Origin of the sequence: Streptomyces sp. NBC_01750 (assembly GCF_035918095.1) — a bacterium.
Taxonomy (GTDB): Bacteria; Actinomycetota; Actinomycetes; order Streptomycetales; family Streptomycetaceae; genus Streptomyces.
The window spans coordinates 4,704,435-4,718,120 of sequence record NZ_CP109137.1 but is presented as its reverse complement, the minus strand read 5'-3'; the positions used below and the strand labels follow the sequence as shown (position 1 = coordinate 4,718,120).

Sequence of the window (13,686 nt, the reverse complement as noted above, 5' to 3'; positions counted from 1 at the left end):
GACGCGGCATCAGTTGTCAGGCTGGGGAGAGGGTGCCCATCAGGCGGCCTGCTTCAGCTTGTCGGCGCCTGCCTCGGCCGCCGAGTAACCGAAGATGTCGACCGCGTGGTAGTACGTCCAGGCAGTGCCGTTGCACGCCGAGCGGGTGGCGCCCGAGTAGTTGGCGCAGACGCGCTTGAGGTCCTCGTAGAACGCGGAGTCGACACGGGCCTTGTTGGCGGAGAAGGTGCCGGCCGCCTTGTAGTTGCGGTAGCCGAAGTCGTGGCGGGCGCAGGCCGTTTGGAAGGGGAAGCCGAACGGGTTGTCGGGCGAGGAGCTGCAGTAGTCCGTCGACCAGTCGAAGCCGTATGCGGCCCAGGCGCCCTGGTTCTGGCGGGCGGCGTTCCAGGCGTTGTAGCTCGAGGCGCTCGTCTGGGTCCAGGAGCTGAGGACTTGGGGCTTGTCCGCGGGGGCCGCCGAGGCGGACGCGGCCGGGATCAGGGCGATGGGCACCGTCAGAACGGCGGCACCGACGGGTAAGACGAAACGACGACGCATGCGTGACCTCCGTGGGTGGGGGGCCGTGCACCCCGTGGGCTCTCACGAGGCGGCTCAAGCGTGCCGTCATGTCCCTGTCATGCATAGCCCAAAAAGGACACGCATAAGTGGATTCTTCAAACATTCGACCCTCGTTCACGCCGGAAGGGCGCGCCGGTAAAGCGGCCTCCGAAGGCGCCGTGAACAAAACTGACTGATCGTCAGGCGGGCTCCCTGATGGCGCCTTTCAGATCCCGCCCATGGCGAATGCGGACGGTGGCGTCAACTCCGGCCGTGGTGGGCTGTTCCGGGTAATCGATGACGCGGTTCACCTCGCTGCGCCGCCCCGCGCGTGGGGTGCCGGGCTCCGGGTGGCAGCCGTGGATCTGGTGTCGAAGCGCCTTACGGTATGACCGAGTTGCTCACACACTCCGCCGCCGCCGCCGGTGCGTACACCCCGCGTGAGGTGGAGCTTTCCCATCAGGTGCTGAACCGCTTCGGGACGGCTGAGCCCGTCTCCGGCTCCGGCACAGGAACGCCGGGGCCCGGGGGCCGACCGTCGTCGTTCCCCGTTACCTAGCGGTTCTGCGGCGGGAAGTGCGCGATGGCGAGGACGGAACCGTCGGAGGCCAGCAGCCGGGCGCCGGACGCCGTCGCGGGGTCCACGGCGACCGGGGCGCCCCAGTAGCCGTAGCCGCCCTTGAGGGAGAACGAGCCGATGGGAACCGTGGTGCCGTCGGAGCGTACGAGCCGGCAGTGGACCGTTCCATCGGCCCCCTCGAGGTCGACGGACATGTACACCCAGCCCGGCGAACCCGGATAGGCGAATATCCGGCCCACTTCGTGGTGGCCGGCGAGGAGGGGTGCCCGCAGGAGAGCGTGGTTCTCCTGGGCCGCTTTCGCGGAGATGGCGGGAGCCTGGTCGACGGCCGTGCCGACGGCCCAGCCGCCGAAGCCGGAGCCGAAGGCGATCGCCAGGGCGCCGGCGGCGGCCGCGATGCGCGGACGCAACCGCAGGCGCCGGCGCCGGCGCGGCGCCGCCCAGGATGGGCTCAGCCGGCTCGCGACGCGGGTCTCGAAGCCGACCGGCGGCTCGGAGCCCGGAAGGAGACCGAGCAGGCCGTCTCCCACCAGGGTCAGCTGCTCGACGTGTTCCCGGCAGCCGGGACAGCGGTCCAGGTGGGCGACCGCCTGGGCGCGCTCCTGGGCCGGGAGAACGCCCAGCGCCAGCTCGGCGGCGAGCTCCTTCAGCCGATCACAGGTCAGGTAGCTCATGGCCGACGCTCCTCGGCCTCCAGGGCCGCCCGCAGTTTGCCCATCGCAGACCTGATCCGGCTCTTCGCCGTGCCCAGCGGAATCCGCTCGAATACGGCAATCTGCTGGCCGGTCATCCCATAGATTCCCGCCATCACCAGGGCGCGGGCCTGGTCCCGTGGCAGATCCGCCACGGCGGTCCGTATCCGGACCGCCGTCTCGTCGGCGATCGCCCGCTGCTCGGGGGTGTCGGTCACGATGTCGAGAAGCGCGTCCAGATCCTCCGGCGCGACAGGACGGCTTCTGCGCGCCCGCACCGCGTCGATCGCCAGGTTGTGCGCGATGGTCGTCAGCCAGGTCTTCACGGACCCGCGGCGGGAATCGTAGATCTGGGCGTGCCGCCACGCCCGCTCGAAAGTCTGCTGCGCGATGTCCTCGGCGAGCTGGGAATCGCCGATGACCGCGATGGCGACGCCGAAAACCACACGCTGAAAGCGGCGCACGAACGCAACGGCGATCTCCGGATCGCCTGTAGCCAGCCCGGACAGCAGTGCCTCGTCCGATGCGCGTCCGAGAGGGAGGCCCATTCTCTGCATATCAGTGAATACGGTCGGCCTCCCCGAAGGGATTGCTCCGTCTCCACGGGAAGTCACTCTCCTATTTTCCACCCGCCGCCCGCCGAAGGCGCCCACAGCCAAACCGGCCAATCCCTCGGCGCGGTTCATCCGTAAGAACTGCACAACGGAGCTTCTACCGAGGGCTGAGCCATGACAAGGACACTCACCCGAAACCGCGTGGTGCTGGGGCTGGCAGCCGGAGCGCTGGCGGGCGTGCTCGCGGGCTGCGGAGGTGGGAACGGAGGCGGCTCGACCACTTCCACGCCCCCGAAGAAGAGCGTCGAACCGGGAGTGACGCAGGTGAACGCCGACCTGACCGACTTCCACATCGCACTGTCGCAGAAAACGTTCAAGCCGGGCTCCTACACCTTCGTCGCCAGGAACAGCGGCCACCACGACCACGCCCTGGAAATCGAAGGCCCCGCCGGGGAGCACCGCACCAAGACCCTCGCCCCCGGGGCCTCCGGGACGCTCGAGGTGACCTTGAAGTCCGGCACCTACGAGATCTACTGCCCCGTGGACGGGCACAAGGACCTGGGCATGAAGACGAAGATCACCGTGGGTGGAAGCAGTGCGCCTGTGAACAGGACCCCGCAGAACAGCAACGGCTACTGAGCGTGCGGGCCCGAAACCCGCTCCTGAGCGCGGCAGGGACGCCCGGGACAGGCGACGGCCCCGAGGTGGGCTTCACCGCGGTTTCACTGCGGCTTCAGGCGGTACGAGGGCCGCGAACCGGACCGGCAAGGCCGTCCGCCCCGCTCCTCCGCGGCCGGACGGCCTTGCTCCGCGATCACCGGCGGCCGGGACCGGACCACTGCGGTGGCCGTGCCGGAAAGTTCTCAGAAGAATTCCTGGAGAGCTGTCGATCCCGCCGATTCCCGTTCGACACAGGGGCGAGAGCCAGGGAAAGCCCCTGTCCTCCCGACCGAGGAGTCACCATGCCGCGTTTCCTGACGATGATCCGTATCGACGAGGAGAATGCTCCCGCCGGCGACCCCGGCCCCGAGTTCGCGGAGCGCATGGGCGCGCTGTTCGAGGAGATCACCAAGGCTGGGGTCATGCTGGACACGGCCGGGCTCACCCCGACCTCCGAGGGCACCAGGGTCACCTGGTCCGGCGGCAAGTTCCGCTACACCGACGGCCCCTTCACCGAGAGCAAGGAAGTCATCGGCGGGTACGCCATCCTGCAGGCCAAGGACAAGGCCGAGGCCATCGAGTGGACCAAGCGGTTCCTGCAGATCCACCCGGAGCACTGGACGGTCACCTCCGAGGTCCGCGAGATCGCCGAGGGCTGATCCCGGCGGCATCCGGTAGCCGCGCGGGAGCAGTGGCCCGAGCCAGGCGTCCCGGACAAGCCGGGCGCCTGGCTCGCGCATGACGCCGGTCTGTTGCCTGTCCGGCGACCGGGAGGTGCCGCTTCCGGCGGCCGGGAGGGGTGCCGCTTCCGGCGGCCGATACGACCGCCCGCGGGTCGGCGTACGCACGAGGAAAGCAGTGCGGGCATGTTGAGCGGTGGTCAGCAGCCGCAGCGGGGCGATGGACAGCCTGCCGAGCGCGTCGTCGAGGTGGCCGTCCACCGCTGGAATCCGGTCACGGGCACCCGCGAACCGTGGACAGGGATTCGGGTGCGACGCGGCGCAGGTAATTCTGCCGCCCGTCCGAGGTCTCTCGCTTCGCGACAGTGCCTCACCAGAATCAGGCCGCGGCCGCGAACGCTGAGGGCCACATGAGTGCAACCACTGCGCCGTCCTGTGGAGCACATGGTGAGCCTGTTTTGCCGGAGCCACCCACGTCTATGGATCCTGTTGCTTGATTTCGGTCAATGGCCTTGCCGGCCGATGAGTCCTGGCCCGGAAGTCGTCCGAGTCCTGCATTCGGCGGTGGCAGAGACCGGTGGCAGTGCCGATTGAGGCAAGGGAGTGATCAGCGCGATGCTGGAAGAGGTGGTGAAGAAGGCGGAACTGTTCACCCACGCCATTGTGCGCCCTTGGAGTGCGCGAACACGGACCGATTCGATTTCGCACCGGGGCCGCCATAAAGCGCCGAAGACCGGCGGGAGTTGCCGCCAGGCACTTTCAGAGGCGGCCGCCACCAACAAGATCGCGGCGAGTACGGCGCGGTCGTCGGGCCGCCGCACCTCACGCTGTGGCCGTATAGCCGGCCACGGAGCCACGGCCTGAAACACCCCCCACGGCCTCTCCGGCACCGATCGCTCGAATCTCCCGTCCCGACAACAACGAACGATCACTCATCAAGCGCCTTCCGAAGGAGCCCGAACCGATGCCCAGACGTTCTGGACGGCGTGTCGCCATGGCCGTCGCCACCGCATGCCTGATTGCCGCTGCTCCGCTGGTGGCCGCCGAACCGGCGTTCGCGCAGTACCCACCAGCTCCCGGTCTTGTTATCGACGACAACACCGTGTCCTCCGGTGATGCGATCAACCACACGGGGACCGGCTTCCAGCCGGGCGAGCAGGTTGTCGCCCGCCTCGTCCCCAACGCCGGTGCTGCCGCCGCCGGTGGGGCCGCGGCTACCACCGCGCTGAGGGCAATGCCCAAGTATCCAAAGCCCACTGGGTCCGCGTCAGCGTCCGCGTCAGCGTCCGCGACCTCGACCACGACTGCCACACCCAAGGGCCACCATGACGGGGGAGACTGCGAAGGTGAGGGAAGCGGGGGCATCGTGGTGCTCGGCACCTTCACCGCCGACGCCAACGGGACTGTGACGGGACGGATCACCATCCCCGCAGGCGTCCGAGCGGGCAGCTACCAGTACCAACTCGTCGGCCAGACATCCGGACTTACGCTGTCCGCTCAGGTGACCGTTTCCTGTGACCCCGGTGACGGTAACGGGACCCAACCGCCCAGCGACGATCCCGGACGACCCGGCGACGGAAACGGAGGCCGACCCGGCGACGGAAACGGCGACGGCCACGGTGACGGTGACGGCAACGGCAACGGCAACGGCAACGGCAACGGTGACGGCCACGGCGACGGTGACGGTGACGGCCACGGCGACGGTGACGGCCACGGGAACGGCGACGGGAACGGACGACCCGGGCACGGGGGCGAGAACGGACACTCCTCCGACTCGGGTTATGGCAACGGTTCCTCCGGTCACGACAACGAGTCCTCGGGCCTCGCGGACACCGGTTCCAGGGATGCAACGGTGGCGCTGCTCAGCGCGGCGGGTGGCCTGGTGCTTCTCGGTGGAGGGTCGCTGGTGATCGCCAGGCGTCGGCGTACTGACGCTGAGCGCGGCTGAGAGACCAACGATGCCGTGGATCATCCACAAACTCTCGGACAGCTCCGTTCTGTCCCGCTTCACCGGCCTGGTGCGACGGAGCCACCGTCGCACCAGGCCGGTGATGTGGGTGGCGGCAGGTTTCCTCCTCGCCGGTTCGTGCTGGGTGCTCGTCACGGGCCTGTACGCCCGTAGCGAGCTGCTCGCGGCCCGGATCGACCTGGAGACACTGCGGAACACCGTGACGGCTCCCCCCTCGCCGGCCTCGGCGGCGAGGGGCGCCACGGACCGCAGGGCACGCACCGACGCAGCGGCTCGATCCGCTGCGGCGCACGCTGCTCGGGCGCACCGGCTCACCGGCGGACCCGCATGGTCCGTGGCCGCGCATGTGCCCCTCGCCGGAGGCCCTCTCGAGACCGTCCGGGGCACGGCCAAGGCCGTCGACCGGCTGACCGGCCAGGTACTGCCTGCCCTTGTAAGCGCCGCCGGCAACCTCGCCAACATCGCGGGCGCCGGTGGCGGCCACCTGAACCTCGCCGAACTGAGCAAAGCCGCCCCGGCTCTCGAACAGGCCTCACGGCAGATGGCCACGGCTCGTACGGAGACCCGCGGCTTGCCCAGCCGCACCTGGCTGCCCGCCGTGGACCGGGTCCGAGACCAACTCCTCAGCCGGCTGGACCGGATTGGGCCCGCCGTGGAGGACGCCGCCACCGGCGCCCGACTCCTGCCGCTGATGCTGGGTGCGGACGGTCCGCGGCGTTACTTCGTGGTGTTCCAGAACCCCGCGGAGGCGCGTGGCACCGGTGGAATGCCCGGTGCCTACGCCACGATGACCGCCGACAGGGGCAAGCTCACGCTGACGGAGTTCGGACACGACGGCGCGATGGTGAGCGCTCGCCCCAAGGTGGACCTCGGTGCCGAGTTCACCACCATGTACGGACACAACGACGCGGTGAACACGTGGCCCAACTCCAATCTGAGCCCGCACTTCCCCTACGCCGCGCGCATCTGGTCGGCCGCCTGGCTCGACAAGAGCGGCGAGCATGTCGATGGCGTACTCGCACTGGATCCGGGCGCGCTGGCCCGGCTGCTCGCAGCTTCCGGGCAGGCACGCACGACCGACGGCACAGTCGTCTCCGCGGACAACGTGGTGGATATCAGTGAGCGCACCAACTACATGTCGTACGCGGACCCGCTCAAACGCAAGGCCTTCCTGCTGGACGTGGCCCGCGCCGCCGCCGGGCGCCTGCTGACCGCCGCCGACGATCCCCAGCTGCGGCCCGCGCTGCTCCTCGGCCTCTACGACGTGCTGGGCAACGGGCAGATGACCGTCTGGAGCGCCCACCCGAATGAACAGCGGGAGCTCGAATCCCGTCCGGTCGGCGGCTCCTTGCCGCAGAGTCCGGAGCCCTACGCCGGGCTGGTGGTCAACAACGGCGCCGGCACGAAGCTGGACTACTACCTCGACCGCACTCTGGAGTGGTATCCCGGCCGCTGTACCGCCGCGGGCCGCGAGGTCACCGTCAAAGCGGTCCTCGCCAACCACGCACCGCCCTCCGGACTTCCCACATACGTCACCACCCGCATGGACAAGCCCGCCTACGCGACGCGTGCGGGTGACAATCGCCTGCTGGTCTCCTACTACGCGACCGCCGGGGCGAGTCTGAACAGGGCGACCATTGACGGGCAGACGGCTCGTATGTCGCCGGGCGTCGAGCGCGGACATCCGGTGTACACGTTCGACGTCGAGCTACCCGCGGGCAGCAGCCGCACGGTGGTGCTGCACCTGCTGGAGCCCCCCGCCGACCGGGCGCCCACCGTGCTGCACCAACGACTGCCGCGCCCGCTGCGGGCCACGGTGCGCCCGTCCTCGGGCTGCCGGGGAGACTGAGCGGGGATCCCGCCGGTCAACATCCCTCACGGCCTCAGCCGTACACCACGTCCGTGGGCGTGACCGCAGGGGCCCCGCCGCACACAGCGGTGACGATCACCGCGACGGTTACGGCCGGCGCGCAGATGCCCTCGCCGCGTTCCGGCCGTCAAGCGGGTGTTCTGAGGTGATACTGGCGTCATGCCCGATTCCGGCTCCTTCTCCGCCGCCTCGCGCCTGGCCCGATTTCGGGTACTCACGGTGTGTACCGGCAACCTCTATCGGTCACCCATCGCCGAGTGCCTTCTGAGACAGCGGCTGGCCACACCACCGGAGAGCATTCATGTGAGCAGCGCAGGCACGGAGGCCGTCCCGGGTACACCGGTGGCAGCCACGGCTGCGTCGCTGGTCGTCGGACGCGGCGTGGACCCGTCCGGGATGGTCACTCGCCGATTGACGGCCAGGCTGGTCGAGAGCGCGGATCTGGTGCTCGGCGCCGCGACGGAGCATCGCGAGGCAGCCGTACGGCTCTCCCCGGTGCGGGCACTGTCCCGAGCCTTCACCCTGCGCGAGTTCGCCCGGCTGGTGAGGGCCGAGGACGCGGCGGGTCTGGTGGACCCGGCCGCCCGGTTCGCCGCGCTCGTGGAAGGTGCCGCGACTCGACGCGGTGCGGTCGGGGCGGCCGGGGCTGATGACGACGTGTCCGATCCCCTCGGTGCGAGTCCCGCGGAGGCTCGGGAGTGCGTGACGCGTATCGAAGAGTCGGTGAAACGGATCGCCGCCGCGATGCGGGTGCACTGAGGCGTACGGCCCGACTCATTTGATGGCGGCGGGCGCAGACGGTGCTGCTGTCCGCGCAAGGCATGGCCGCGGCGGAGATCGCCGAGGTCACTCTCACAAGCGGGACCGAGTCCTGGACGTGATCCACAACCTCAGAGCCGACTCAGCGGCTCCTGGCGGTGGATATGCATTCCTCGTTGATCAGCTGTCCCCATCGTTGCCAGTTCCAGCCGAAGGCGACACGCCGGCCCTGACTGATCTCGGCCTCACAGTCCGGCATTGAGCTTCCCCCAATGCGGGGGAGGTGACGAACGAAGACGTCGGCCGGCTACGAGTGGAATGCGCGAGGAGGCAGCCCAGGGAAACCCAGAAAGGAGCAGTCACGAGCAGGGTGCTCAGGGTGTTGGCGAACAGCAACCCCACCGAGTAGGCCACTCCGAGCGATCGGAGAATCGCTTGGTCTGCAGTGCACCGTCGGCCGAGGCCGAGCCACAGCAAAGCCACGAAGAGCGCGAGCGTGCCCAATCCGGCCTCAGCCGCCAGGCGCAGGTAGTCGTTGTGGGTGTTGATGTAGATGCCGAGGGCAGACGGGGACTGGGCGTACCCAGGGAACACCCCGTACCCGATGCCGCGGACCGGGTGGTCGAGCGCCACCCGCGCCGCCAACAGGGCAACCTGCTTCCGCACGTCGCTGTTCGTGGACAGTTCGGTTGATGTCCGATGTCCCGTCAAGTTGCCTTCCACCGCGTCGAGCGTGCCCGGGAGAGCCGTAGCCACGGCAAGGATCGTCAGCGCGATGACTACCTTGTGCCGCAGCGGACGGCCGACGAGCAGAACGCAGGCCAGCCCTGCCGCGACCATCAGAAAGGCGCCCCGCGATCGGGTCTCCAGGATCGCGGCAGCGCACGGCAGCGCGGGCAGCAGCCACACCCAGGAGCGATTGAGCCGCGCCAGACCGACTGCCGCGACCAGTGCGAGTGCCAGCATGGCGCCCAGATAGTTGGGGTTCAGGCCCAGGCCCGTCAGACGGTCGTCGACGTACTCTCCCCCGACGAGGAGATACCCGGCGACACCGGCGCCCGAGCCGGCGACGAGACGCCCGACGGACCGAGGGTCCGGAGGCGCAACTGCGGACGCTGCAAGCAAGCCAAGGCCCACCAGCAGGGAAGCCATCTCGCTCCACGACCGATCCATCAGCAGCGTCACCTGAGGCAGCAGGAAACTCCAGGTGACCGCGAAGGCGGTGACCGCAATCAGAGCAAGATGGACGCGCAGACGGAAGCCTCTCAGCGTGACACGGAAGAGGACGAGACCGACTCCCGCAGCAACCAGCGGCAGTGCCACACCACCTGAATCGACGACGGCGGCTACTGGGACGATCCCAAGCAGTAGAAGCAACGCCAGGTCGGGGCGCGGCACGGCCAACAGGGCGAGGCACACCACAACACCGGCGGCGGCGATCGCCGTGCCGTGATTCAGCAGCATGTACGTCGCGACTGGAACCGCGGCCACAAGGCATCCCCAGCCGATGACGGTGGCAGCGAGAGGTCTCATTGCCCGCCCACCAGATTGACCATCACTCACTTCTTTCATGGAGTCACGGAGAACTCCGCGAATCAAGTAGCCCATCATTACCGGAGAAACAACTTGAGGAAGCCTGACCTGGCCGGGCGCGCTGATCCGAACGACCCGATGAGGCGCACTGCTTGTGGAACCAATCAGCATCCCGACGGAGGGGAGATGGTCGGGCCGCTGTGGCGCGGGTTGTTGGCGGATTTCAAGCACCGATGCCGGTGGCTGCGGGCCCCACCGGCGACCCAGGTGGCCGCCCACGTGCAGACCCCAGTCAGGGCTCGGCGACCATAACGCGCCGGTCGGGCCTGACCGCGACGCTGACGGTGCCGAACGGAAGAGATCACCGGATCACAGAACCAGTGATATCTACCGAAAAAGAAAGAATGGTCGTCACGCCGGCAGGACCGGCGAAATGTCCACATCTGTGTGGTATGTATCAGGCTTTGGCGGTCAGCCCGGGAAGCGGTGCACCGGCAAGCAGGGGCCGGCGATGTCGACCGACCAGTCATCTGACGGTGCATCACGTTGGGAGCGTTTATGTGCGGTGTAGCCGGAATCGTGTCCACCAGCCCTCCCGACCCCGGCCACGTAAGGGAGATGTGCCGCCTCATCGCCCATCGGGGACCCGACGGAGAGGGTTACCACGTCGACGCCCACGCCGCGCTGGGAATGCGCCGGCTCGCCATCATCGATGTGGCCGGCGGCGACCAGCCGGTCTACAACGAGGAAGGCACCGTCGCGGCGGTCTTCAACGGCGAGATCTACAACTTCGTTGAGCTGCGTGACCGGTTGATCGCGCGCGGACACCGCTTCACCACCGGCAGCGACACCGAAGTGCTGGTCCACCTCTACGAGGACCACGGCGAGGACCTGGTCGAGCACCTGCGCGGCATGTTCGCCTTCGCCATCTGGGACGCGGCACGACGACGGCTGCTCCTCGCACGGGACCGGGTGGGCAAGAAGCCTCTGTACTACCGGCAGGCCGGGGCCTCACTGGCGTTCGCCTCGGAGCTGAAAGCTCTGGTGGCCGATCCGTCGGTGTCCCGGGAGCTGGATCCGGTGGCCCTGCATCACTATCTGACCTACCAGTACGTGCCGGCTCCGTGGTCGATCTACCGCGGCATCCGCAAGCTGCCACCGGGTCACCTGCTGGTGTGGCAGGACGGCGAGGCCCGCCTGCGGCGCTACTGGAAGCTGGACTTCACTCCGCGACCGGTGGGCAGCGAGCGGGAGGCGGCCGAGCGAGCACGGCAGTTGCTGCTGGATGCCACACGGGTCCGCATGGTCAGTGAGCGTCCGCTGGGGGCATTCCTGTCCGGCGGCATCGACTCCTCCGCGGTCGTGGCCGCGATGGCCCGGCTCAGTGACCGGCCCGTGAAGACCTTCTGCATCGGATTCGACGATCAGCGGTACGACGAGCGGTCCTACGCGGCGTCCGTGGCCCGGCGCTACGGAACCGACCACCACGAGTTCGTGGTCGTCGGGTCGTCCGCCCTGGAAGTACTGCCCACCGTGGCCCGGCATTTCGACGAGCCGTTCGCGGACTCATCCGCCATTCCCTCCTTCTTCGTGGCCGAGCTGAGCCGTCGGCACGTGACGGTCGTGCTCAACGGCGACGGAGGGGACGAATGCTTCGGGGGCTACCGGCGCTACGCGTTCATGAAAAGAGTGGGGCGGATGCAGCCCCCGAAACGGCTGCGCGGCCTGCTGGACCGTATCGGTTCCGCCCTGGCGCAGGCGGATACCACCCCCCGGCTGCGCAGGGTCGGCCGAGGGATCCGGCTGCTGGGTGAGACACCTCAGCACCGCTACGCCAGCCTCATGTCCCACTTCTCCGGCGAGGGCAAGAACGCTCTGTACACCGAGGCGCAGCACGAGCAGGTCGCCGGCATCGACAGCAACGACCTGATCAGGCACGCGTTCGACACTTCCGCTGCCGACGAGGACGTCAACCGGTTGATGGACGTCGACGTCAACACGTACTTGCCGGGGGACCTGCTCGTGAAGGTGGACATCACCACCATGGCTCACTCGCTGGAGGCCCGTTCCCCGTTCCTGGACCATCATCTGATGGAGTGGGCCGCGGGCCTGCCGGGCGGGTGGAAGGTCGACGGCCAGGTGACCAAGGCGCTGCTGAAGAAGGCCATGGTGCCGTGGCTGCCGTCCGAGCTCCTCCACCGGCCCAAAGCCGGCTTCGGGGTGCCGCTGGCGGACTGGCTTCGCTGCGAACTGCGGCCGCTGGCCTACGATCTGCTGACCGACCACACCGCTCGCGCCCGCGGACTGTTCCGGCCCGATGTCGTCCGAGGACTGCTGCAGGACCATTCCGAGGGACGCGACCGTTCCAATCTGCTGTGGTCCCTGCTCCAGTTCGAGCTGTGGCAACGTACGTGCGCCGAACAGTCCTGGGACACCGCGTGCGCTGTTTCCCAACCCGCCCAGGGGCACTGTGGCTGACACCGCGCGGCAGGTGCTCGGCATACTGGGCAGCCGGGCCGCGTGCCTGGTGATGTCCGTGCTCACCAGTGCTGTCATCGCCCGGTCGCTGCAGCCGGAGGGCCGCGGGATCTACTACATGGCGGTCACCGTGGCCACCACAGCCACCATGCTGGGGCACCTGTCGGGCGAGCAGGCGCAGAGCGCGCTGTGGACGGATGCCGGGCGGCGGGATGCGCTCGCCGGTAACTGCGTGCCGCTCGGGCTCGCGCTCGGGACGCTCAGCGGGCTTGCGGGGGTGACCGTGGTGGCCGTGATCGGCCCCGAAACCCTGCACCTGCCGGGGCTCTACCTGGTCATCGTGGCCTGCCTGAGCGTTCCGCTCGGCATCGCGTCGAACTACGCGGGCAACGTGGCGCTGCTGCGGGGGCGCGTGCAGGTGGCGAACTGGTCGATGCTGACCGCCGCGGTCGTCCAATGCGCCGCTGTGGTCGCCCTGGTGGCCGTTGAGCGGTTCAGCGTCGTGGCGGCGCTGGCCGTCTGGATCGCCGCCGGGAGTGTCCCGCTGGTGGTGTTCAGCGCGGCGGGCGCGATCGCGGGCCGCCGCCGGGATGTGGAACTGGCGCGTACGACGGTGGCCACCGGTGCCCGGTATCACCTGGGACCTGCCTCGGTGTTCCTTCTGATGAACGCGGACATCTACTTGCTCGGCGCCTTCGCGGGCGCACGCGAGGTGGGCATCTATTCGCTGGCGGTCGGCCTCGCCGGGTACAGCCGCATGCTGGCGGATGTCGTGTCCCAGGTGATGCTGAAACGCCAGTTCAACTCCAGCGACACCGAGTCGGCCGACATCACGGTGCGGATCACCCGGTACGCGGTCCTGCTGGGGCTGGCCGCGGCGCTGGTGCTGACGCTGGCCGCGCCGGTGCTGGTTCTCGCCGTGTACGGCGCGGCGTACACGGATGCGGTGCCGCTCGTGATGCTGCTGGCTCCCGGCGTCATGGCTCTGGGGGCGAGTCGTCTGCCGAGCACCTACTTGCTGCGGTTGCGCCGCGCGAAGCTGGTTGTCGTCCCGTCCGTGATCGCCCTGTCGGTCAACATCGCACTGAACCTGATGCTGATTCCCGTGTGGGGGGCGGCCGGCTGTGCCGTGGCCTCCTCGCTGGCATACGTACTGTTGGGTGCTCTTCAGACGCGGCTGTTCACCGGGGTGACGGGCATCCGCGCCAGAAGTCTGCTCCCCGCGGCCGCGGATCTGCTCGTGCTCCTCGCCGCCGTGCGTCGGTGCGTGCCCGGCAAGCAGGCTGCGGCCTCCGTGCCGCCCGGATAGCCGCCCTCGGCCTGGTTGCCGTGCCATCACCCGTCCGACGCGCGTCGCGGTTGATAGCGACGCAA

The 13,686-nt window shown here is 68.8% G+C and carries 11 protein-coding genes and 1 pseudogene; 8 read left to right on the top strand and 4 right to left on the bottom strand.

The genetic code is table 11. The features are described from left to right. Positions 1-39: 39 nt before the first annotated feature. The 3 genes from OG966_RS21250 to OG966_RS21240 form a co-directional block, all read right to left on the bottom strand. Complete coding sequence (locus OG966_RS21250; protein WP_326651329.1) at positions 40-537, bottom strand: phospholipase; 498 nt, start codon at positions 535-537, stop codon at positions 40-42. Positions 538-1,092: 555 nt separating this feature from the next. Further along, entirely contained in the window at positions 1,093-1,791 is a 699-nt protein-coding gene (locus OG966_RS21245; protein ID WP_326651328.1) for a zf-HC2 domain-containing protein, read from the bottom strand. Next, positions 1,788-2,366, bottom strand: coding sequence for an RNA polymerase sigma factor (locus OG966_RS21240; RefSeq protein ID WP_326655309.1), 579 nt, complete (start codon positions 2,364-2,366; stop codon positions 1,788-1,790). The genes OG966_RS21245 and OG966_RS21240 overlap by 4 nt, the downstream gene beginning before the upstream one ends. 171 nt (positions 2,367-2,537) lie before the next feature. On the opposite strand from OG966_RS21240, the gene OG966_RS21235 reads away from it, so the two are divergent. The 6 genes and pseudogenes from OG966_RS21235 to OG966_RS21210 all read left to right on the top strand — a co-directional run. Then, a complete protein-coding gene (locus tag OG966_RS21235; RefSeq protein ID WP_326651327.1) occupies positions 2,538-3,002 on the top strand; it encodes a copper-binding protein in 465 nt (154 codons plus the stop codon). 323 nt (positions 3,003-3,325) lie between these two features. Further along, positions 3,326-3,682, top strand: coding sequence for a YciI family protein (locus OG966_RS21230; RefSeq protein WP_326651326.1), 357 nt, complete (start codon positions 3,326-3,328; stop codon positions 3,680-3,682). Positions 3,683-4,667: 985 nt separating this feature from the next. Continuing rightward, positions 4,668-5,651, top strand: coding sequence for a hypothetical protein (locus tag OG966_RS21225; protein ID WP_326651324.1), 984 nt, complete (start codon positions 4,668-4,670; stop codon positions 5,649-5,651). Between the two features lie 10 nt (positions 5,652-5,661). Then, complete coding sequence (locus tag OG966_RS21220) at positions 5,662-7,521, top strand: DUF4012 domain-containing protein (RefSeq protein WP_326651323.1); 1,860 nt, start codon at positions 5,662-5,664, stop codon at positions 7,519-7,521. A 180-nt stretch (positions 7,522-7,701) separates the two neighbouring features. Beyond that, positions 7,702-8,301 carry an arsenate reductase/protein-tyrosine-phosphatase family protein gene (locus OG966_RS21215; RefSeq protein ID WP_326651322.1) on the top strand — a complete coding sequence of 200 codons (600 nt, stop codon included), beginning with the start codon at positions 7,702-7,704 and terminating at the stop codon, positions 8,299-8,301. A 23-nt stretch (positions 8,302-8,324) separates the two neighbouring features. After that, positions 8,325-8,443 (top strand): annotated as a pseudogene (locus OG966_RS21210) (IS630 family transposase); the annotation flags it as partial. A 38-nt stretch (positions 8,444-8,481) separates the two neighbouring features. Here OG966_RS21210 and OG966_RS21205 read toward each other — a convergent pair. After that, positions 8,482-9,873 carry an O-antigen ligase family protein gene (locus OG966_RS21205; protein ID WP_326651321.1) on the bottom strand — a complete coding sequence of 464 codons (1,392 nt, stop codon included), beginning with the start codon at positions 9,871-9,873 and terminating at the stop codon, positions 8,482-8,484. A gap of 519 nt (positions 9,874-10,392) precedes the next feature. On the opposite strand from OG966_RS21205, the gene asnB reads away from it, so the two are divergent. Beyond that, a complete protein-coding gene (gene asnB / locus OG966_RS21200) occupies positions 10,393-12,312 on the top strand; it encodes an asparagine synthase (glutamine-hydrolyzing) (protein ID WP_326651320.1) in 1,920 nt (639 codons plus the stop codon). Next, positions 12,305-13,621: a lipopolysaccharide biosynthesis protein gene (locus tag OG966_RS21195; protein WP_326651318.1), complete on the top strand. Its 1,317-nt coding sequence runs from the start codon at positions 12,305-12,307 to the stop codon at positions 13,619-13,621. The genes asnB and OG966_RS21195 overlap by 8 nt, the downstream gene beginning before the upstream one ends. Positions 13,622-13,686: the final 65 nt, after the last annotated feature.

What these genes read in the sequence shown, in the direction of transcription:
- OG966_RS21250 (WP_326651329.1), bottom strand. Translation starts at nt 537, where the DNA reads ATGCGTCGTCGTTTCGTCTTACCCGTCGGTGCCGCCGTTCTGACGGTG.
- OG966_RS21245 (WP_326651328.1), bottom strand. Translation starts at nt 1,791, where the DNA reads ATGAGCTACCTGACCTGTGATCGGCTGAAGGAGCTCGCCGCCGAGCTG.
- OG966_RS21240 (WP_326655309.1), bottom strand. Translation starts at nt 2,366, where the DNA reads ATGCAGAGAATGGGCCTCCCTCTCGGACGCGCATCGGACGAGGCACTG.
- OG966_RS21235 (WP_326651327.1), top strand. Translation starts at nt 2,538, where the DNA reads ATGACAAGGACACTCACCCGAAACCGCGTGGTGCTGGGGCTGGCAGCC.
- OG966_RS21230 (WP_326651326.1), top strand. Translation starts at nt 3,326, where the DNA reads ATGCCGCGTTTCCTGACGATGATCCGTATCGACGAGGAGAATGCTCCC.
- OG966_RS21225 (WP_326651324.1), top strand. Translation starts at nt 4,668, where the DNA reads ATGCCCAGACGTTCTGGACGGCGTGTCGCCATGGCCGTCGCCACCGCA.
- OG966_RS21220 (WP_326651323.1), top strand. Translation starts at nt 5,662, where the DNA reads ATGCCGTGGATCATCCACAAACTCTCGGACAGCTCCGTTCTGTCCCGC.
- OG966_RS21215 (WP_326651322.1), top strand. Translation starts at nt 7,702, where the DNA reads ATGCCCGATTCCGGCTCCTTCTCCGCCGCCTCGCGCCTGGCCCGATTT.
- OG966_RS21205 (WP_326651321.1), bottom strand. Translation starts at nt 9,873, where the DNA reads ATGAAAGAAGTGAGTGATGGTCAATCTGGTGGGCGGGCAATGAGACCT.
- asnB (WP_326651320.1), top strand. Translation starts at nt 10,393, where the DNA reads ATGTGCGGTGTAGCCGGAATCGTGTCCACCAGCCCTCCCGACCCCGGC.